We start from the raw sequence: 20,751 nt of genomic DNA on the forward strand, positions 1-20,751 counted from the left end.
GTTGATTTGTATTTTGATTTCTACAAAATTATCAAGAATTATTCCGTTGTTGCTATCCTTTAATAAAAATTTAATTTGTTTGTGCTTCTACTTTTTCCATTAGTGTAAAATCGAGGTGTTTTTTAACAAGGTCGGTATTCTTAACCTTTACCACAACCTCATCACCCAACTGGTAAACTTTTTTAGATTTACGACCAACTAAAGCAAATAAATCCTGATCAAAAGCATAATGATCATCCGTCATATCACGAACACTTACCATACCTTCACATTTATTTGAAATGATCTCTATATAAATACCCCAATCTGTTACACCGGAGATGACACCAGTAAAGATTTCATCCTGATGGTCCTGCATAAATTTAATTTGCATATACTTTATAGAATCGCGTTCCGCTTTTGTAGCCAGATATTCCATATTACTGGAGTGTTGACATTTTTCTTCATAAGCCTCTTCACTGGCTGATTTACCTTTATCTAAATATCGTTGTAATAAACGGTGTACCATAACATCAGGATAACGACGAATCGGTGACGTAAAATGACTATAATAATCAAATGCCAAACCATAATGGCCTATATTGTGTGTGGTATATTCCGCTTTACTCATACTACGGATCGCTAAAGTATCTACCAGGTTTTGTTCTTTTTTACCAACCACATCTTGTAATAAAAAGTTTAATGATTTTGTGGTGGATTTTCGGTCCTTAAAATTTAATTTATATCCAAAACGAGCCACAATACCCTGGAGATTTGCTAATTTACTTTCATCAGGTTCATCATGAACACGATAAATAAAGGTCTTTTTAGGGGATTGTTTACCAATAAACTCCGCTACTTTTCTATTGGCTAATAACATGAATTCTTCAATTAACTTATTAGCATCTTTACTGGTTTTAAAAAAGACTCCTAAAGGATTACTTGACTCATCCAATTCGAACTTTACTTCAACTTTATCAAAAGAAATAGCTCCGTGTTTCATTCGGTTACGGCGCATGATCTTAGCAAGTTCATCCAATTTTAAAACAGCATCTGCAATATTTTGTGAGGTTTGATAACGGTTTCCGGTTAAGGAAACGTCTTCAGGAATATTATTAGATTTACTTTCAATGATAGCTTGCGCTTCCTCGTAAGCGAAACGAGCATCACTATAAGTTACGGTTCTGCCAAACCACTGATCTTTAACTTCTGCCTTATCATTCAATTTAAAAACTGCAGAAAAAGTATATTTTTCTTCATTCGGTCGTAATGAACAAGCATTATTAGATAACACTTCCGGGAGCATCGGTACAACACGATCTACTAAATAAACAGAGGTTGCACGCTCATAAGCTTCATCGTCAAGCACAGTACCTTCCTGAAGATAATGCGACACATCCGCAATATGAATACCAATTTCATATAAACCACTCCCTAGATCTTTAAAGGATAAAGCATCGTCAAAATCCTTAGCGTCTTTCGGATCGATGGTAAACGTTAGATCTTTACGCATGTCCCGACGTTTTGCTATTTCTTCTTTAGTAATTGACGTATCTAATTTATTTGCAAAATCTTCAACTTCATAAGGAAATTCATATGGTAAACCATACTCGGCTAAAATAGCGTGAATCTCGGTGTTGTGTTCTCCTGGTTTTCCTAAAACCTGAATCACTTTTCCATTAGGAGAACTGGCATTTTCAGGCCAATCATCTAAGCGTACTAAAACTTTATCGCCATCTTCCGCTTTAAGCGTTTTATTTATAGGAACAAAAATATCGGTATACATTTTTCCACTATCCGGTATCACAAAAGCGAAATTGCTATTCTTTTGAATTTGAATAACACCTACATATTCACTTTTGGCACGTTGAAGAACCTGGGTGATTTCACCTTCCAGTTTTCCGTTTTTTCGGCGTTTGTAAACGTAGAATTCTACTTCATCATTATGAAGTGCTTTATTTATATTGTTTGAAGCAATAAATATATCGTCATCAAAATCATCGCTGATCACATACCCGTTACCTTTGGCTGCTAAATCTAATTTACCGGTGAAATATTCCGCGGTAACCACCGCTTTAAATTTACCTCGATCAACTTCCTCTATTTCATTTTTTCCTTGAAGGTCGCGTAAGCTTTTAATGATCTGGTTACGGCTATTCGCATCATTTACATCAAGCTTTGCCGCTATTTGTTTATAATTGAACGTTTTATTACGTTCCTTTTTTAAAATACTTAATATTTTATTTGTTAGGTTTGGAATTCCTTTTTTCCCGGATTTCCTTTTTTTATTTTTACTCATGTAATGGTTGTGATCATTATAATTTCCTAAGATACAGGAAATTGTGTTATTTATAGCAGCTGTAAAAGGTGAAGACCGTGCTATTTTTTTACAAAGCTACGCTTTTTAATGTTAATCTAATGTTTACTGAGGTTTAAATATTGATTCTTGTTTTTTTTAAGTTGTTAACACTATATATTAAATACATAATTCTTTTTTAAAATTTTAAAAATAAAATGATGATTATGATAGCTTGTTAATAGCGGTATAACTTTTTACTAAAAAATTTTGAAAGGTGTTTTATTTCTTTTTATTGATAAGTAATTAACATATATAATAACTATTAAACACTTATAAATGAATCGATTTTGTTTTATTATTAACAGTTGTTTACAACTGGATTTAACGCTGTTTTTTTAATAAATTTTTTAAAATGATTATCTGATAACTCCCATTTAAAAGCTGAAAACTTATCTAAAAAAAGAGTCTTATTTTTTAGGTTTATTTGAATAGTATCTGGTTGGAAAAATTTAATAAATTTTCCAAATTTTTATTTCAGAAAAGAATCAACACTTATTAACAAGTAATGAATACATTAATCCACATCGCTTAATAATTATTACCTTTGTATTCGGATTTAATACAATTCATATGATGACCATTTCAATAGGTAACGACCATGCCGGAACCGACTATAAAAAAGCGATCGTAAAACACTTAAAAAGTGAAGGATACACGATTATTAATCACGGCACCGATAGTAGTGATAGTGTGGATTATGCAGATTTTGTGCATCCTGTTGCCGACGATGTGGAAAACGGAAATTCTACTTATGGTATTTTAATTTGTGGTAGTGCTAATGGTGTGGCGATGACAGCGAACAAACATCAAGGTATTCGTGCCGGTTTATGTTGGAATAAGGAAATTGTTGAACTTATCCGCGGTCATAATAACGCTAATGTTTTATGTATACCCGCGCGATTTACTGCCATTGAACAAGCTGTTGATATGGTAGATGTTTTTTTAAAAACAGAATTTGAAGGTGGTCGGCATTTAAGACGTATCAATAAAATACCATTATCTTGTTAAATGGGTCATAATCACAATAACACCCATAATCATTCACACATCCATACAGATCTAAAGGGAAAAAACCTTTTGATCTCCATTATATTAAATATTCTTATCACAGTATCTCAGGTTATTGGTGGTTTGATCTCTGGAAGTTTATCTTTATTAAGTGATGCTCTTCATAATTTTAGCGATGTTATTTCGCTTATAGTAAGTTACATTGCTAATCGTTTATCCAGGAAAGAAGCTTCAATACATCGTACCTTTGGTTACAAACGCGCAGAGATCCTGGCAGCTTTTGTAAATGCTTCAGCATTAATCGTCGTAGCTATTTTATTAATAAATGCGGCTATCGAACGTTTTTCACATCCTAAAAATATCGCCACAGAACTGGTAATTTGGTTATCTCTTTTTGGAATTATTATGAATGGTTTAAGCGTATTATTACTTAAAAAAGATGCGCAATCAAATTTAAACATGAAAAGTGCGTATCTCCATTTATTTACAGATATGATGGCTAGTGTGGCAGTGCTAATTGGGGGTATTTTTATGAAAATATATGGGGTGTTTTGGGTAGATAGTGTACTAACCTTGGCTATTGCTGTTTATTTAATTTACATGGGTTATGACCTACTGAAAGATTCTACTAAAATGCTTATGTTATTTACACCTGATAACATTCCTGTTAATAATATTGTAACGGAGTTGAATGGTTTTGAATCTATTGAAAATGTACATCATGTGCATGTTTGGCAACTTAATGAACGTGAATTACATTTTGAAGCCCATATCGATTTTAATGAAGATATTTCCCTTTCAAAATTTGATGATATTCTTCAAAAAATAGAAGCCTTTCTTTTAGAAAAATACGAAATTAATCACGTGAATATTCAACCTGAATTTCGTAAAGATGATCCTAAAGATATGATCGTACAAGATTAAATTATGATGACAATAGTAGTTAAAACCTTTGATGAACTTACCAACCAGGAATTGTATGATTTATTACAATTACGAAGCGCCGTTTTTGTTGTGGAGCAGGATTGTGTGTATCAGGACCTCGATGGAAAAGATTCAAAAGCATTACATGTGTTAGGGTTAAAAAATGATAAGCTGGTGGCTTATACCCGAATTTTTGGTCCGGGGATATATTTTGAGGAGGCTAGTATTGGTCGGGTTATTGTTGCAAAGGATGAACGACGTCACGACTATGGCAATCAAATAATGAAAGCTTCTATTAAAGCGGTAAAAGATCACTTTAACGAAACAAGCATCAGGATCTCAGCCCAGTGTTATTTGGAAAAGTTTTATACCAATCTAGGGTTTAAAGCATTTGGTGATACCTATCTTGAAGACGGAATTCCACATGTTTCCATGATGAAGGAATAAAATCTAATTAACGAAATCGCTTAAATAATCTTCTTACAGATAGTGATGACGTGTACCATAATAGAAAACCACTAAGCACCGTAATGAGCCCTAACAAAGAAAAAGCTCTTAAAATTATATTATTAAAATCATCTCTGGTTTCGTAATCCATGGTGTGGGTCATCCATAAAAAATCAAACCAACGCCAACTGCGATGTCTTACGGTTTGAAATTTTCCATCTTTTAAAGAAATATATGCTTTTAATGCTTCATTATTTTTATACGAAATAACATAGGCCGGCAGGAGTCTTTCTCTGTATTCATGATGTTCATCAACCGTATTTATTCTATAAATAGAGTCTACTTTTAAATCAGAATTCATATAATTTCCAGCAACATACAGAGCCTCATCTTCTGTGATATTTTGTTTTAGGCTACCATCAAGAGCGCTGTATAATTGTTTATTATTAACCCAGTAGTAGGGCGTGTTATTTAAATCTCTTATTTCAATGGAATGAACAGCCTCAGGAGTTTCAAGCTGAGAAGGGCTAATTAAATTTTTAAATGACTTCGGTTGATATGAAAGATTTTTATATTGATCACCATGAATATCATCAATATCAGTCCAACTGAAATAGAGGCCACTAATTGTCCAAAAGAGGAATTGAATTCCAATAAAAAGACCCAAATACCTGTGGGTTTTTCTAATTTTTAAAGCTGTTTGTCTGTTTACCATGCTGATATTAAGAAATTTTTCAATTATCGTTTAAGTGTAAAATGGCCCTTTAGAATTTGCCCTGACTTTAAATTTATAACATACCAGTAATCACTGGTTGGCAAGGCGTAACCGTTGTACGTGCCATTCCAGCCCAGATCGTTAGGGTATAAATACTTTATGAATTTTCCATACCGGTCATAGATTAGAATATTGAATACCTGGTCAGCATTATCGGTTACCGTCCAGTGATCATGACTTCCATCATTGTTAGGGGTAAAAAAAGAAGGAATATAAAGTTCGTCGTCTATAATTAAAATATTGAATTGTGACTCGTTACCTCCACATGGTAATTCATTATAAATATAAATAGTTTGAGATGTGGTAATAATAGCACCAGCATTTAATAGCGTGCCCGTACCACCCGATCCTGTGAAATAGTTTCCAATGGTGAGGCTTGGTAAAGTATAGGATCTAATACTAACAACATCGCTAAAAGTATCAACTGGGATTGCGTTATTACAATCCTCAACAGACGATACAAATCCCGCGTAATTAGACGGTGTCCAGCTGTCGTGGGTGGCTAGAATATTATCGATAATTACACAAACCAGAGAAATATTAAAACCAAAATCGACAACCATGTTAGTGTTATTTCCATTCTTTAAATTTAAGGTACAGAGTAAATTATTACTGCAATTTAGCGTTGTAAGCGCTAGGTTATTGGACAGGTCTAAATTCACCAACAAGTTAAATCCACAGGAAAGGTTGTTTAATTGATTATTATTACTCGTATTTAAAACAGTTAATTGGTTATCGTCGCACAATAGTGTTGAGAGTTTGGGCGCATTAGAAAAATCTAAATTTGTTAAGTTATTTCTGCGACAATCAAGTCTGATTAGGTTTATGTTCTTACTAAGATCTATGGAAGCGATATCATTGAACCCGAAGTCCAAAACCCTAAGATCAACCAGAGGCTCGACATTAAGATCTGTCAGAAGATTATAACCACAGATCAAGGATATTAAACCTAGATTTTGGGATACATCCAAGGCACTTAATTGATTGTAGCTACACCAGAATATTTTTAAATTCTGAAGCATTGAAACATCCAAAGAACTAAGCAGATTATTGGAGCAGTAAAGTTCAGAAATTAAGATATTACCACTAATATCAAGATTTGTAAGGACATTATGTTCACATCTAAGATTCGTAAGAGCTGTAAAATCTTTTATACCCGTAAGGTCTGAAATATTACTTCCGGAAACATTTAAATCAGTAATCGAAGCAATATTTACCGTAGGAACGAAACCATCTATTGGTGCTGAATCGTAACCCAAATTGATCAACGCTTGTTCAAAATTAGGATCAGGGATGGCGGTGTTTTGACCCAGACCAACATAGTGTGCTAGTCCCACAAAAAACACATATAGATATCGTTTTATGTGCAATGGCCTTGGAGTATTGGTGGTTAGTTAATAAACGTTGTTCTATTCTTCTTTGCCGGCATAAGTAATTACAATTTCTACACGACGGTCGTATTTAGGATCACCACCTAGCGGAAATTTTCTGCGCATTCCAAGATGTCGCATGCGTCGGGTGCTGATCCCTTTTTTAGCAAAATAATCATAAACATATTTGGCTCGAGCTTCGGATAGATTGCGTTGCATGGTTTTCCGATCTACCGCATCACGACTGTAGCGCGTACAACAAACGTGGCCCTCAATGGTGAAATAAATATCGTCTCGTTTTAAAAGAGTTTCAGCAATTTCATCTAAAAGAGGTTTCGATTCCGGAATCACATTGCTGTAACCGGTTTTGAATAAAATGTTTTGAAACACAAATTTATCACCGGCTTTCAGCGGTCCTTTAAGTTTTTCCTGTGGTGGAATTTCTTCCTTTACTACCGCAGTAGTATCCTGAACAACTTCTTTGGGTTTAGGTGGTTTAGGTGAAACTATAATTTCTACTTTACGGTTAAGACTGCGTATTTTTGGAATATTCTTCTCATTTATAATTTTAAGTAAAACCTCACCTCTACCATCGACATTAGAAATAAGGTTTTCACTTATTTCCTGATTTGCAAAAAATGCTTTAATCGCATTTGCGCGCTCTTTTGAAAGCTTCAAATTATAGGTGGAAGCTCCTACATCATCACAAAAACCATAAATAGCTATAGAAGCAATATCGATGTTATTCATCTTTGCAATAAAATCGTAAAGCCTGCTTTCTTCCGTGGGTGTAACTTCATATTTATCTGTTTCAAAATACACTTGATGTATCATTTTTTCTTGTGAAAAACAGACGCTTACGTAAAATATAAAAAATATGTTAATTAATAGTTTGTTCATCATTTAGGGAAAAAAGAAGTGAATAAATATACCAAAAATTGAGAATTAAAGGTTTTTTCACCTTAATTTTTGGTGAATTACCCACTAAAAGGGATGAACAACAGTAGTTTATCTTAAATAATCATAATAAACCGAGATATCACTTACTATGTCATTGGCCTTTTTTACAGCTGGATCGTGACGTTTATAATAATCGTATAAACCCTCACTATAACCATAGCGCTTCACAATTTCTTGGGTAAGGGCCTTAACTAAAAATTCTTTATCATCGTCAATATTAGAAATCTTAACTTGTTTCAGTTTTTCAACCAAAGCGTTATAATCTTTAAGAATGGCGTCACTTAAATTTTCTTCTTGGGCTGTTTTATAGACTTCATCCAGTTCTTTTTCGGTATCGGTTTCAAATGAAAAATTAGCAGCTTTTAAATAATTTTTGAAGTCTTTAAAGTCAGCATCGGTAAATTGGAACGCATTTAAGTCGTCAATCTCATGGCTATAATAATATTTGGTGGCAAAATTGAACACAAAATCATTGTTTATTAGCGCTGTGGTTATTGGTGATTTTTTATTTGGGCCAACAATAACTTCTGGTAGAACACCACCACCATCATAAACCTTTCTACCATTTTTAGTTTTAAACTCGTTATAACTCTCTTGCTTAACACGCACAGCTTCACCATTTTCATTGCGATGCCAATAATCAAGAGCCTGTATGCAGCGCCCTGAAGGCGTATAATAGCGCGAAATAGTTATTTTTAACTGTGTTCCGTAAGGTAATGATTTCGGGCGTTGAACCAAACCTTTACCAAAACTTCTGGACCCAATGATCACGGCGCGATCCAAATCTTGTAAGGCTCCGGAAACAATTTCACTAGCCGAAGCACTGTTACCATTTATTAAAATCGCCAGAGGAATTTCAATATCAATAGGTTCGTTTTGAGTGTAATATGTACGGTTGTATTTTTGTACTTTCGATTTTGTGGTCACAATTAGTTGCCCTTTAGGAACAAATAGGTTCACAATTCTAATAGCCTCGTTAAGCAAGCCGCCCGGGTTACCGCGGAGATCTAGAATTATACGTTTGGCACCTTGAGCTTTCAGATCGCGTAAAGCATAATTAGTCTGTGAGTAGGCTTTATCTGTAAACTGGCTTAATACAATATAGCCCGTTTTTGAATCGAGCATCGAAAAATAAGGAACAGCATTAATTTCTACCTCGGCGCGTTTTATGGTTGCTGTTTGCTCTTTTCCTTGGCGTATAAACGTTACTTCAACCTCCGTGCCTGTAGAGCCTTTCAATAGATTTCCCGCATCCTCTTTGTAACTACTTACAGCAATGGAACCCACTTTGATAATTTCGTCACCAGCCTTTAAACCCGCCTGATCGGCCGGGTAATCCTTATAGGGCTCTACAATAAGTAACTTGTCTTCCATGGTTTTCACCCTGGCGCCAATGCCGGTATAATCGCCGGTGTTGTTAATCCGAGCCTCTTCAACATCCTGCTCGTTCATAAAATTAGTGTAAGGATCCAATTCCACCAGCATGTTTTTAATAGCCGTATCCATAAGTGCCCCCGGGTTGGTGTCATCAACATAATTCATGTTGATTTCCTTGTAAAGGGTTGTAAATATTTCGAGCTGTTTCGCTATTTCAAAAAAATCGTTTTTGAATGCGGTAGTTGTTAAGAAAACCACAGCAGCCAATGCTGGGATTATTATAAATTTTTTAAAAATAAGCTTTTTCATAGGATCTTATTTATCAGATATTTTTTTGGAAAATGCAAGAAATAATTGTGCCATTTTAGCTTCTACTTCTGAATACGTTGGTATTTCCTTCCCATTATATAAAATCATAAACGCATAGGGCTCAGAAATGTTGTTCAAATATTCAGTCTTATTCAAGCGGTAAGCTTCACGCATCAAACGTTTTATGCGGTTCCTGTCTACCGCTCGTTTAAAGGATTTTTTACTTACAGAAACACCGGTTTTTACTTTTGCACCATCTTTAAAATGGGTAGTTATATAAACCAGCCTTAAAGGAAAAGAAGAAACGGATCGACCTTCTTCAAACAACTGTTCGATAAGTTTTTTGCCTTTTAATTTTTCAATGGAATTCAAAGTAAATATCAAGTCTAAACGATTAAAATCCAAAGGTAATAAAATTAATAAGCGCGGTACTATCAATTTGAAGTTGCTGGGTATAAAATACCAAGACTGTTTTTAGACCAATTGAATCAAGTTCCGGTTTTAGGGTCATATGATAAAAATCATATTTAAAATGGGCTGGCAGCTGTATATTGAATTCTGAAAATTTGAAGCGTATGGGACAAACGCATGTTACCAGACTAAAATCAAAGAAGGACCGAGCGAATTATATCCATCATCTGTTGAACGATCTTAAAGCCCTGGATCAGATGATTGAAAATGATATGATCGAATCAGGTCCAATGCGTATTGGTGCCGAGCAGGAACTATGCATAGTAAATAACCAGTTTTTTCCGGATGGAAGCGCCGAGGCCTTATTAGAGGCTATTAATGATGATCATTTTACCACCGAAATAAGCAATTTCAATTTAGAGCTTAATTTAGACCCTTTGATTTTAGAAAAGGACTGTTTTTCCAAACTTCATAAGCAGTTAACCGGCTTTTTGGAAAAGGCTAAAAACGCCGCAACTAAAAAACAAGTCCATCTTATTTTGACAGGGATATTACCATCACTTTCTGTCGATAAGATCTCTATTAATAATCTAACCAATAGGCCCCGTTATCAATTGCTTAATCAGGCCCTAAGAAAACATCGCAGCCAGGATTTTGATGTCCATATTAAAGGGGTTGATGAGGTGAACTTAAAATCTGATTCTGTGATACTCGAAGGCTGTAATACAAGTTTTCAAATGCATTTACAGTTACCTCCGAAAACATTTGTAGACGACTATAATTGGGCTCAGGCTATTGCAGGACCTGTATTGAGTATTTGTGTAAATGCGCCTATTTTATTTGGGAAGGAATTGTGGAAAGAAACCCGAATTGCCTTGTTTGCACAAAGTGTTGATACTCGGTTCAATTCATTTTTACTGAATGAAAAACAATCCCGGGTTAACTTTGGTAATGCTTGGCAAACAGGATCTATCAGCGATATTTTTAAGGATAATATTTCGCGTTTTCGAAGTTTCTTGAATACCAATTTTAGTACTGACAGTACAGTAATGTTGGAGGAAGGCAAGATTCCTAAACTAAAAGCTTTGGCCATACAAAACAGTACCGTTTATCCCTGGAACAGGGTGTGTTATGGAGTCCTTAACGAACGGCCCAATCTGCGTATTGAAAACAGATATATTCCGTCCGGACCAACGCCTGCTGATGAAATAGCTAATATGGTGTTTTGGGTAGGTTTGATGCTGGGCCGATCGAAAGTGTACAACCAAATTCATAATAAATGGGATTTTAAAGATGTAAAAACTAACTTTTTTAACGCAGCACGGTATGGCATGGCTTCTCAATTTTATTGGAATGGGGAATATATTCCTAGTGCCAAACTTATCCTTCAGGAGTTATTACCTATGGCGCATAAAGGGCTAAAAAAAGCAGGTATCAATATTGTTGATATAGATTATTATTTAAATATTATAAAGCATCGCGTAGAAGGGCATACGGGATCGGAATGGCTTATTCGAAATTACAGAAGCTTGTTAAAAACACACAAACGCTATGATGCTATGCAAATATTAACCGCCAAAATGTACGAGAAACAAGAAAAAGGATATCCTGTTTCAGTATGGGGCAAAATACCATATCCTGAGGAGTCCCTATTTAAGGATGAGCGAGTTGTTAAGCATATTATGAGTTTCGATATTTTTTCAGTATCAAAAAAAGATAGTATCAAACTTGTATTACATATTATGCTTTGGAAGAACATTCATCACATGCCTGTTATTGGAAATAACCGCACCTTGGAAGGTTTGTTAACCTGGTCTGATTTAAAAACCTACAGCGAGAATCCTTACAGGCAAGATGAAAGCGTTAGTAGTTTAATGAAAACAAACTTGATCACCACAAAAGAACATATGCCAATAAATGAGGCAAAAGCTCTTATGGATAAGTACGAGATTGGTTGTTTACCGGTGCTGAGAAACCAAAAATTAATAGGATTGATAACCCGAAACGATTTGAATTAAATGACAAACATTTTCAGTAATGCTACATTTGAACGAGTTAAGGTAAATCGGTTGGTGGGCCGTGTTAATGGTTCTCGACCCGGGCCGTCAATTATTTTCTTTGGAGGTATTCATGGGAACGAAAACTCCGGGGTATTGGCCTTACAGAAAGTGTTTAGCAATCTGCGGCCTGAAGATGTTTGTGGTTCTATTTACGGTATTTTAGGGAACTTAAAGGCTCTTGAAAGCCATAAACGCTATATTACAGAGGATCTAAACCGCTTGTGGACACTAGAGAATATCAAAAAAATTAAAAACAAAAAACAACGGAATAGTGAAGAAAAGGAGCTCTTAAAAATTTTAAATATTATTGAGTTTATTATTTCCTATAATACCCCCCCTTTTTATTTTATCGACTTACACAGTACCTCAAGTAGAACACTGCCGTTCATCACCATAAACGATGCCTTAATTAATCGTAAATTTTCTAAACAATTCCCAGTGCCTATAGTTCTTGGTATTGAAGAGTATTTAAACGGTCCTTTATTAAGCTATATAAATCAATTAGGATATGTGTCACTTGGTTTTGAGTCTGGACAACACGATGATATAGCAGCCATTAATAACAGCGTTGCCTTTATTAATTTAGCTTTGAAGTATGCGGGGATCATAAACACAGAAAACTCTAAAATGAGGGCGTATTACAATGAACTAAAAACCCAAACATCCCACTTAAATAACATATTTGAAATAGTATATTTATATCGGATTCAATCGAAGAACTCATTCAAAATGATTCCTAGTTTTAGGAGTTTTCAGGCCATCATAAGAGGTCAGGCTTTAGCTAAGAACAGCTCTAAAACCATCAAATCACCATACTCGGGTCGTATTTTTATGCCGCTATATCAAGAAGAAGGGCAAGAAGGATTTTTTATCATTAAGGCTATTCCGCGGTTTATTTTAAACCTATCTAAATGGTTCCGTCGGTTCAGGTTAGATCAATTACTAGTTATTTTTCCCGGCGTTTCTTGGGCGGACAAAAAGAACGGAGTCCTTCAGGTGAATCTGGGAATAGCCCGGTTTTTTGCAAAATCATTATTTCATTTATTAGGATATCGCCATAAACAAGTAACGCGAAACCATATGCTTTTATTTAACCGTGAACGTGTAGCAAAAACAGGGATGTATAAAAAAGAACCGTGGTATTAATAACGGATGTTACCAATACCACGGATGTATATTTTATTATAATCTTCCTAGTTTTTTTCTAAGGATTCTGCCATTGAATTCGGCATCGTAACCGTTCCGGTATTATTACTTCTATCAACATCTGCCATTTTATTTTTGGGATCTATAGTTACAGATCGAACGGCTTTTTCGGTTTGGAAGGCATAGAATGGATATGCCCAAGCCCAGTCTGCAATAACAGTTGCCGTTGTAGGCTTTTCACCCCGCATGATGCGTAGAGGGATATAAAACTGCTCCATGGTACTATCATCGTAGGTTACGGTTAGATCTATAGGCATGGGCATAAGGCCTATACGCTCTAAAACTACAGTGTTGTCTTTTATTATCTTCACGGCATAATCGATGGTATTAGTAGTCTGACCAAAATCAGTTAAATACCAGTCCAATTCCAAGCCTGAAACTTTTTCTGCGGTACGAATGAAATCTAATGGAGTAGGATGCTTAAAAGCAAATTCATTGAAATACCTTTTAATGGTTTTTTTCAAATTTTCTTCCCCAATAACATATTCTAATTGCGCTATAAAAACTTCACCTTTGTTGTAAGCGGAATCGCTATATGCGCTGTTGTGTGCGTAGCGATCCGCGTGTGTGGTAAGTGGTTGCTCGATGCCGGAATTAGCATATGAGATGTACGAATCATACGCAGGGGCCACGGGATTATCAGCTTTCTTATTCATAACCTCGTCGTTTGCTAAATCACTTATATAGCTCGTGAAGCCTTCATCCATCCAGGGATGTGCGGATTCATTCGACGCCAACAAGAACTGGAACCAATTATGAGCCAACTCATGAGCAGTAACACCTACTAGACTGCCAAAACTACGATCGCCGGTGATTAGGGTACACATGCCATATTCCATACCACCATCCCCACCTTGGATCACTGAATACTGCATATAAGGGTAGGTTCCGATGTTAGTGCTGAAGTAGTTCATTAACTCAGCAGTTTTTGGTTGCAGTTTCTTCCAACTTTCTAAACGATCTTTTGGGAGTGTACTTTTGTAATAGAAATGTAAAACTGGCCCGTTAGGCATTTCAAGGGTATCATGGATGTAATCAGGATCGGCTGCCCATGTAAAATCATGCACTCGAGGCGCTACAAAATGCAATTGCTTTTTATTGTTTTTAAGTATTTTTTCGTCTTTTAGATAACCTGTACCGCCCACTACGTAATCTTTATCAATGGTCAGTGTTAATTCAAAATCACCCCACACCCCCAAAAACTCACGCGCAATATAGGGGTCGGCATGCCACCCTTCAAAATCATACTCCGCTAATTTCGGGTACCATTGGGTCATGGATAGAGCCACACCCTCCTTATTATTTCTTCCAGAACGACGAATTTGTACCGGTACCTGACCTTCAAAATTTAAGGTAAAGGTAGTTTTCTCACCGGGCATAATTGGTTTAGCAAGCTTTACCTCCAATACAGTTCCAACGGTCTCAGACACTAAAGCAAGTCCATCCTGTTTAAGATTGGTTACTTTTAAATAGCCAATTTCATCAGGTTGTAATTTACTAATTCGGTCCATTACCCGAGAATCTGGATCGGCAATTGTACGTGAATGAACATCCATTTCACTGCCGGGTTGAAAGGCATTAAAAAACAAGTGATAGTAAACATTGTTCAATGTATCAGGAGAGTTATTCGTGTAAACCAGAGTTTGTTCTCCGGTATACTTATAGGTCTCAACATCCATATCAACATTCATATCGTAATCGACATGTTGCTGCCAATAACCAGAACTCGATGTAGGTTCTACATTGGAAGCGTTCGCTATAGTCTTTGAGCCAGAGCACGCCGTTAAAAGCATGGCGGCACTCATTAGGGAGATAATATATTTCATAACAATATTCTAAACGTTGTTTATTGTTTTTATTTTGCTTTTGAGGCAAAGATCAGTGCATTGTAAGCATTCACGATCTTACCTGAACGCGATAATTCAGCATACGGTTTAACGTTACCCGAATCACCACCAATCATTACTTTCGTTTTTATGGGAAGTCCGGAATCAATAATCACTTTTTTAACCTGAGCGGCACTTAATTTTGGAAAGTACGAGCGGATTAAGGCCGCTACTCCAGCCGTTGAGGGAGCCGCCATGGAGGTTCCGCTTAAAAACTCATACTCGCTAAACGGAACAGTTGAGTAAATTTTTCCTCCCGGAGCGAAAATATCAACATTTACTTTCCCGAAATTTGAAAAGGTAGACACCATTTTTGAGCCATAACTTGATTCGATAGACCCAACACTTAGAAAAGTGTTTGACACTTCCGGACCCACACCTATAGCGTCGTTAGGGTATACTTCTTTATTGTCCAGATCCTCTGTTTCGTTACCTGCAGCATTAACAATGAGAACATCGTTTTTCCCGGCATAAGCAATAGCATCGCGAACCCAGTCGCTGTGTGGCGAATAGTATTTACCGAAACTGGTATTTATTATTGAAGCGCCGTTATCTACAGCATAGCGTATGGCTAGCGCAATATCCTTATCGTACTCGTCGCCATTAGGAACTGTTCTTACCGACATGATTTTAACGTTGTTGGCCACACCATTAGCGCCCAATCCATTGTTGCGAACTGCCGCAATAATACCGGCTACATGAGTCCCGTGTTTTTCGCCTTTTTCGCTTGGGCGAACATTATTATTGCCATAGATTTTTTTCGAATAATCATCGGGGTCATCACCATTTTTACGTCCTTTGAAATCTTTGTTCAAATTGTAGTCTAGGCGATCATTTATTTGTACCAGGTCATTATTGATCTCATCTTTAAAAGCCTGAGCGGACTCCATATCCAGACTGTAAACATATTTCATAATGTTCACGGCTCTACTCAATTCCTGGTCTTCAGATTTAATGGTATCAACATCAGCCTTAGTGTATTCTTTACCTTCCAAATAAGCAGAAATAATACCGTCAGCTTTCGTTACCTGTTCCAGTATTTGGGTATAATTAGCCCTGTAGTTGGCATATTTTTCATATTCTTCTTGATATTCCTTCTCAGCTTTTTTATAATCAGGATTGGATGTATCGCCTTTCACAAGGATTCTAACGAATTCTAATTGCTCATCATAGCCATCTCCAAGAAAATTCCAACCATAGACATCATCAATAAAACCATTTTTATCGTCGTCGATACCATTGTTTGGGATTTCATCTTCATTTACCCAAATTTGGCCTTTAAGGTCTTCGTGATCGATATCAATACCTGAATCTAATACCGCTACAATAACATCGTTGCCTTTTCTATTTTTAAGAATTTCGTTGTACGCTTTATCAACGCTCATCCCAGGAACAGTGTCCTGAATTAAATCCAAATGACCCCAATTTTCTTTTTCTGCCTCTGTTAAAGGCTGAACTTTTAATGGAATATTGTCAACCGCTGCAATAGGCGTTGAGATAATAGGCGCTGTACTACCACAACTGTAAACTAGCGCGGCCAATAAGCCAATAATGGCGTATGATTTTATTGTTTTCATATATAACTTAATTAAAAAAATCTTTTGTTTTAAAGGTTTCGTGGAGACGCACCCCTTTTTCGGTGTGTCTCAAGGTAATAATTTCATTATGGGCATCATGTTCTAAAAACAGATACAAGTTTTTATCGACAGCCATATTCAAAAAGGCTTCTTTTTCATCTAAAGTTAATAAAGGCCTGGTGTCGTATCCCATTACAAAAGGCAATGGCAAATGTCCAACAGTAGGTAACAGGTCGGCCATAAACGCAAGGGTTTTACCTTTATAATCAATTAAAGGGATCATTTGCTTATCAGTATGCCCATCAGCAAAAAAGATATCAAAGCCTAAAGCTGAATTTTTTAATATTGCGTCTTCCGGTATCGCCGTTTGTTTTAGTTGGCCGCTTTCTTCAATAGGTAAAATGTTTTCCTTCAGAAATGACGCCTTTTCTCGCCGGTTAGGCTCTGTAGCCCAAAGCCAATGGTCTTCATTGCTCCAAAAACGAGCATTTTTAAAAACAGGCTCATAGCCACTTCGGTCCTTATTCCACTTTATGGCGCCACCACAATGATCGAAGTGTAGATGGGTTAAAAAGACATCCGTAATATCATCGGGATGAAATCCATGTTTTTTTAAGGAAGATTCCAATGTAAAATCACCCCAGGGATAATAATAACCAAAGAATTTATCAGATTGTTTGTCGCCCATACCAGTATCGATCAAAATGAGACGGTCACCTTCTTCAATAAGCAAACAACGTGCCGCTATATCAATCATATTGTTGGCATCTGCAGGGTTAGTACGTTGCCACAATGATTTTGGCACAACGCCAAACATAGCGCCTCCATCTAGTTTAAAATTTCCAGCATTAATTGGGTACAGGTTCATAGGGATGCAAAACTAAGAAATCTACAGCAAATCACTGGAAATGTTAAGAATATATTAAGAAAATACCCTTTAATTTTTACCAGATACGAATTCCTTTCGTTAAAAAGCTGTTTTTACGAGGATTATTGTTTGGATATAACAGAATTTAAGCGTTTACCATAATCGAATAAAGCCTTGAGTTCTTTCATGCCGGCAACCCGCTCTTTACTGAATAATAATAAGGCGTTTCCGTTCGACTCCACATGGTAATATGGGTTGCTTTCAAAAAAATGAATGAGATCAGCATTAAATAAAGCTACAACCTCTTTTTTATTGCTTCCATACAAATGAAAACGCTCTGAGAAATCTTCATGATGTTCCACATCAATATCCTGATGATACCCAGAAAATGCAGCTATTCTTTCTAAAAACCCCTCTTTGTTTAAAGTAAATTCAGGGATTGGTCGCCCTAGTTCAATATAAAACATTGTAATACGCCCCATTCCTTTTGCAATGAATTCACCTTCAGAAAATTCAATATCAAATAATTTCAAAGGCAGCTCCCGGTGAGAAATCACATTATAAATATGATTAATTTCTTTCGTTTTAAAGAACTGAAAATCCATTAAGAAATCAAACGACTTGATTTTTTTGGACTTGTAAATTAAGTCATATCTATTGGCAAAATTCTGAATGTTTTTTTGGCGTTTTGTAGGGCTCTTTTTGATAATATGAGGAACGGGCAACAGACGCCGTAAGGCAAATGGATGGAATGAATTTGCGTCATGAAGGTCGAGGCCCACAACTTCAAAGTGGCCGCCGCGTTTCACAAAGAGTTCCTGGAAATCATTCATATTTTCCATAACCGTGTGATCAACAAAGGCACAGAGTGAAAAATCAACGATCACATCCTGATTTTCAGGTACAGCATCCAACTGTTTTTTTAATCTGTAATAGTTTAAAAAGCTGCAAAAATGCTTCACACTCACATAATAAGTCAGCTCATTATCTGGCTCTCTATACATTAGAACATTTGGTTTCAGAACATTTCTTAAGAAAAGCCCCATGCTTCTATTTACAAAAAAATGAATGATAAGTGTTGTTAGAACTCCGGCAAAGATTCCTGTAATTAAGCCAATAATAAGCGTCGTAAAAAGAGTAACAAAAAAGATGATCACCTGTTCTTTTCCTATTGAAAATATTTTTCCGACCACCTTTGGTGAGGCGAGTTTATACCCTGTATAGACCAAAATTGCCATTAATGCAGGTAGAGAAATGTGTTTTAATTGCGTGCTAAAAAGAACAATAAACAACACTAAAAACACAGCGTGAAAAAAGTTAGACGAACGATTTGTGGCACCATTATTAACATTTACAGAACTACGCGCAATTACGGCCACGACGTTTAAACCGCCCAGTAAACCACTTCCTACTGAAGCTAGGCCTAAAGCTTTCAAGTCTTTGTTGGCATTGGAACGGCGTTTTTCAGGATCTAATTTATCTACCGCTTTGATGCTTAAAAGCGATTCGATACTTGCAATTAAGGTGAGTGCCAATACGGAGCTCCAAAAGTCCAGGCGTCCAAGGGCATCAAATTTTGGTGTGTGAATGTCTGAAATAATATTTTTTACAGGAGGGATTCCTGTAAGCATATATTCAGGAGAAATGGGGTTAGGTTGTTTTAAAACGAGCTCAAAATAATAACTGAACAGTATGGACAATAAAACAATCCACATGGGAGCCGGAACAAGCTGTAAATATTTGTTCCTAATCTTTGCGTAAAACACCATTATAGCTAAACTGATCAGGCCGACTACCGCGGCATAAACCAGACCTTCAGTTTCATGATTTATAGCCTTTTGAAGGGTTGACGGGATCGCTAATAAATACTCCAGAGCTGTATCACGTTGAATTTTATTGCCAAACATAATATGAAACTGCTTTCCTAAAATGATAAGGCCTATGGCCGCCAACATACCTTGAATGGCTGAAGATGGAAAAAAGTCGCTAAGAGTACCCATGCGTAAGAACCCTAAACACATGACTAAAACACCGGAACACACAACGGCCATGTAAGTGTTTTGTAGGCCCAAAGTGGCAACAGCCACGAGTAAAACACCAACCAGGCCATTTCCTAGCCCAGCAATAGTTACGTGGCTTCCGCCTAAAACCGACACTATGAGTCCTCCCATAACCGCGGAAATAATACCGGCAATAGGTGGTGCCTCACTGGCCATAGCAAGCCCCAGACCCAACGGCAATGCAATGAGGCTTACCACAAATCCAGAGAAGATGTTTTGTGGTAAGGTTTTAAAAAATTGCCTAGTATGTTTTTTTCTACGATTCATTGTAATATTAGAACATCAGTGGGTAATTCGGTTAATATGTACTCGATATCGTGGGGAAAGAGCCGATCCCAAAAAGTCATTTTTGACGGGCCGTTCATAACTAGTAAATCAGCCCGCGATACCTGTGCATAGTGGCCTATTGAATAACCTCTTTTTCCAAAAATGGGCTGTAACTTTACCGTCATATTTTTAGTGTACTCTTCGGGAATATGACTGATCACCTCTTTTATTCTGGAATCTTCGCGCATACGTAAACGCTCTTTTTTAATTCTAAAGCGCCGCAAGGATTTGTGGTCTTCCACGGTAACGCCTACCTGAGAGGTATTAATTTCTTCAACAATAGTAATCTTTTTGGCCTGTAATTTATTGGCCACATAGAAAGCAGCTGTTATAGTTTGTTCCGTTTTTGGATCTTTTAAACCATTCACCACAATATGCTCACTTGGAACGCGTTGCACCGATGGTTTTATCAGTAGTAAAATGGAGCATTTCGCCTTACGGGTTATTTTCCGGGCGATAGACCCAACATAATATTTAAAAATCCCCTCGCGTTTTAAAGCGCCTAAAATAAGCAAATCGATGTTATTGCTCTTGGTAGCTGATAGAATGACATCGACCGGATTTCCATCTTTAAAAACTATTTCATAATCCAAACCATCCTTTAAAAAGGACTTCAAAATATCCTGAATTATGGTGTGCTTTTCCTCTTCATATTTACCAACATGAATCAGGTATAGCCTGGCATTAAAAAAAAGAGATAATCGCGCAGCTTCATAAAGATTGGCTTTCATGTTTGGTGAAAAAGCAACACCAATACCAATACTTTTAAATGGTTTAAAAACGGCCATAGGAAGGATAAAAATAGATCGGAAAGGTAGGGTTTTTTAAAGGGAAAAGGCAAACATTCA

The 20,751-nt window shown here is 36.4% G+C and carries 16 protein-coding genes; 5 read left to right on the forward strand and 11 right to left on the reverse strand.

Annotated features, from left to right (window positions below; genetic code table 11):
- Nucleotides 1-70: 70 nt before the first annotated feature.
- Nucleotides 71-2,278, reverse strand: a complete 2,208-nt coding sequence (gene rnr / locus V8G61_RS13825) for a ribonuclease R (protein WP_394876464.1) — start codon at nt 2,276-2,278, stop codon at nt 71-73.
- Nucleotides 2,279-2,911: 633 nt separating this feature from the next.
- On the opposite strand from rnr, the gene rpiB reads away from it, so the two are divergent.
- The 3 genes from rpiB to V8G61_RS13840 are packed head-to-tail and all read left to right on the forward strand — an operon-like array spanning nt 2,912 to nt 4,717.
- The gene (gene rpiB, locus V8G61_RS13830; protein WP_394876609.1) at nt 2,912-3,346 is read left to right on the forward strand and encodes a ribose 5-phosphate isomerase B; all 435 of its coding nucleotides are present in this window, start codon (nt 2,912-2,914) and stop codon (nt 3,344-3,346) included.
- Complete coding sequence (locus tag V8G61_RS13835) at nt 3,347-4,270, forward strand: cation diffusion facilitator family transporter (protein WP_394876465.1); 924 nt, start codon at nt 3,347-3,349, stop codon at nt 4,268-4,270.
- Nucleotides 4,271-4,273: 3 nt separating this feature from the next.
- Nucleotides 4,274-4,717, forward strand: coding sequence for a GNAT family N-acetyltransferase (locus tag V8G61_RS13840; RefSeq protein ID WP_394876467.1), 444 nt, complete (start codon nt 4,274-4,276; stop codon nt 4,715-4,717).
- Nucleotides 4,718-4,724: 7 nt separating this feature from the next.
- Here V8G61_RS13840 and V8G61_RS13845 read toward each other — a convergent pair whose 3' ends face one another.
- The 5 genes from V8G61_RS13845 to rnpA all read right to left on the reverse strand — a co-directional run bounded on the left by V8G61_RS13845 (nt 4,725) and on the right by rnpA (nt 9,892).
- Nucleotides 4,725-5,432, reverse strand: coding sequence for a PepSY domain-containing protein (locus V8G61_RS13845; protein WP_394876468.1), 708 nt, complete (start codon nt 5,430-5,432; stop codon nt 4,725-4,727).
- Between the two features lie 23 nt (nt 5,433-5,455).
- On the reverse strand, nt 5,456-6,829 hold the full coding sequence (locus tag V8G61_RS13850; RefSeq protein ID WP_394876469.1) for a T9SS type B sorting domain-containing protein: 1,374 nt from the start codon (nt 6,827-6,829) through the stop codon (nt 5,456-5,458).
- A gap of 72 nt (nt 6,830-6,901) precedes the next feature.
- On the reverse strand, nt 6,902-7,696 hold the full coding sequence (locus tag V8G61_RS13855) for an OmpA family protein (protein ID WP_394876471.1): 795 nt from the start codon (nt 7,694-7,696) through the stop codon (nt 6,902-6,904).
- A 174-nt stretch (nt 7,697-7,870) separates the two neighbouring features.
- Nucleotides 7,871-9,508, reverse strand: a complete 1,638-nt coding sequence (locus V8G61_RS13860) for a S41 family peptidase (protein WP_394876472.1) — start codon at nt 9,506-9,508, stop codon at nt 7,871-7,873.
- A gap of 6 nt (nt 9,509-9,514) precedes the next feature.
- Nucleotides 9,515-9,892, reverse strand: coding sequence for a ribonuclease P protein component (gene rnpA / locus V8G61_RS13865; RefSeq protein WP_394876473.1), 378 nt, complete (start codon nt 9,890-9,892; stop codon nt 9,515-9,517).
- Nucleotides 9,893-10,083: 191 nt separating this feature from the next.
- Here rnpA and V8G61_RS13870 point away from each other — a divergent pair, with 191 nt between their 5' ends.
- Nucleotides 10,084-11,937: a CBS domain-containing protein gene (locus V8G61_RS13870; protein ID WP_394876474.1), complete on the forward strand. Its 1,854-nt coding sequence runs from the start codon at nt 10,084-10,086 to the stop codon at nt 11,935-11,937.
- Nucleotides 11,938-13,125, forward strand: a complete 1,188-nt coding sequence (locus V8G61_RS13875) for a succinylglutamate desuccinylase/aspartoacylase family protein (RefSeq protein ID WP_394876475.1) — start codon at nt 11,938-11,940, stop codon at nt 13,123-13,125.
- Between the two features lie 47 nt (nt 13,126-13,172).
- Here the strand turns inward: V8G61_RS13875 and V8G61_RS13880 are convergent, their stop codons facing one another.
- From V8G61_RS13880 to V8G61_RS13900, 5 genes are all read right to left on the reverse strand, one after another.
- The gene (locus V8G61_RS13880) at nt 13,173-15,011 is read right to left on the reverse strand and encodes a M1 family metallopeptidase (protein WP_394876476.1); all 1,839 of its coding nucleotides are present in this window, start codon (nt 15,009-15,011) and stop codon (nt 13,173-13,175) included.
- Nucleotides 15,012-15,040: 29 nt separating this feature from the next.
- Nucleotides 15,041-16,648, reverse strand: a complete 1,608-nt coding sequence (locus tag V8G61_RS13885; RefSeq protein ID WP_394876478.1) for a S8 family peptidase — start codon at nt 16,646-16,648, stop codon at nt 15,041-15,043.
- Between the two features lie 7 nt (nt 16,649-16,655).
- Nucleotides 16,656-17,516, reverse strand: coding sequence for an MBL fold metallo-hydrolase (locus V8G61_RS13890; RefSeq protein ID WP_394876479.1), 861 nt, complete (start codon nt 17,514-17,516; stop codon nt 16,656-16,658).
- Nucleotides 17,517-17,638: 122 nt separating this feature from the next.
- Nucleotides 17,639-19,843: a SulP family inorganic anion transporter gene (locus tag V8G61_RS13895; protein WP_394876480.1), complete on the reverse strand. Its 2,205-nt coding sequence runs from the start codon at nt 19,841-19,843 to the stop codon at nt 17,639-17,641.
- Nucleotides 19,840-20,691, reverse strand: coding sequence for a universal stress protein (locus V8G61_RS13900; RefSeq protein WP_394876481.1), 852 nt, complete (start codon nt 20,689-20,691; stop codon nt 19,840-19,842). The genes V8G61_RS13895 and V8G61_RS13900 overlap by 4 nt, the downstream gene beginning before the upstream one ends.
- Nucleotides 20,692-20,751 lie beyond the last annotated feature (60 nt).

It is taken from the genome of Gaetbulibacter sp. M240 (assembly GCF_043876815.1).
GTDB lineage: Bacteria > Bacteroidota > Bacteroidia > Flavobacteriales > Flavobacteriaceae > Gaetbulibacter_A.

What these genes read in the sequence shown, in the direction of transcription:
- rnr (WP_394876464.1), bottom strand. Translation starts at nt 2,278, where the DNA reads ATGAGTAAAAATAAAAAAAGGAAATCCGGGAAAAAAGGAATTCCAAAC.
- V8G61_RS13875 (WP_394876475.1), top strand. Translation starts at nt 11,938, where the DNA reads ATGACAAACATTTTCAGTAATGCTACATTTGAACGAGTTAAGGTAAAT.
- rpiB (WP_394876609.1), top strand. Translation starts at nt 2,912, where the DNA reads ATGACCATTTCAATAGGTAACGACCATGCCGGAACCGACTATAAAAAA.
- V8G61_RS13840 (WP_394876467.1), top strand. Translation starts at nt 4,274, where the DNA reads ATGATGACAATAGTAGTTAAAACCTTTGATGAACTTACCAACCAGGAA.
- V8G61_RS13835 (WP_394876465.1), top strand. Translation starts at nt 3,347, where the DNA reads ATGGGTCATAATCACAATAACACCCATAATCATTCACACATCCATACA.
- V8G61_RS13855 (WP_394876471.1), bottom strand. Translation starts at nt 7,696, where the DNA reads ATGATACATCAAGTGTATTTTGAAACAGATAAATATGAAGTTACACCC.
- V8G61_RS13845 (WP_394876468.1), bottom strand. Translation starts at nt 5,432, where the DNA reads ATGGTAAACAGACAAACAGCTTTAAAAATTAGAAAAACCCACAGGTAT.
- V8G61_RS13870 (WP_394876474.1), top strand. Translation starts at nt 10,084, where the DNA reads ATGGGACAAACGCATGTTACCAGACTAAAATCAAAGAAGGACCGAGCG.
- V8G61_RS13890 (WP_394876479.1), bottom strand. Translation starts at nt 17,516, where the DNA reads ATGAACCTGTACCCAATTAATGCTGGAAATTTTAAACTAGATGGAGGC.
- V8G61_RS13885 (WP_394876478.1), bottom strand. Translation starts at nt 16,648, where the DNA reads ATGAAAACAATAAAATCATACGCCATTATTGGCTTATTGGCCGCGCTA.
- V8G61_RS13880 (WP_394876476.1), bottom strand. Translation starts at nt 15,011, where the DNA reads ATGAAATATATTATCTCCCTAATGAGTGCCGCCATGCTTTTAACGGCG.
- V8G61_RS13900 (WP_394876481.1), bottom strand. Translation starts at nt 20,691, where the DNA reads ATGGCCGTTTTTAAACCATTTAAAAGTATTGGTATTGGTGTTGCTTTT.
- V8G61_RS13895 (WP_394876480.1), bottom strand. Translation starts at nt 19,843, where the DNA reads ATGAATCGTAGAAAAAAACATACTAGGCAATTTTTTAAAACCTTACCA.
- V8G61_RS13860 (WP_394876472.1), bottom strand. Translation starts at nt 9,508, where the DNA reads ATGAAAAAGCTTATTTTTAAAAAATTTATAATAATCCCAGCATTGGCT.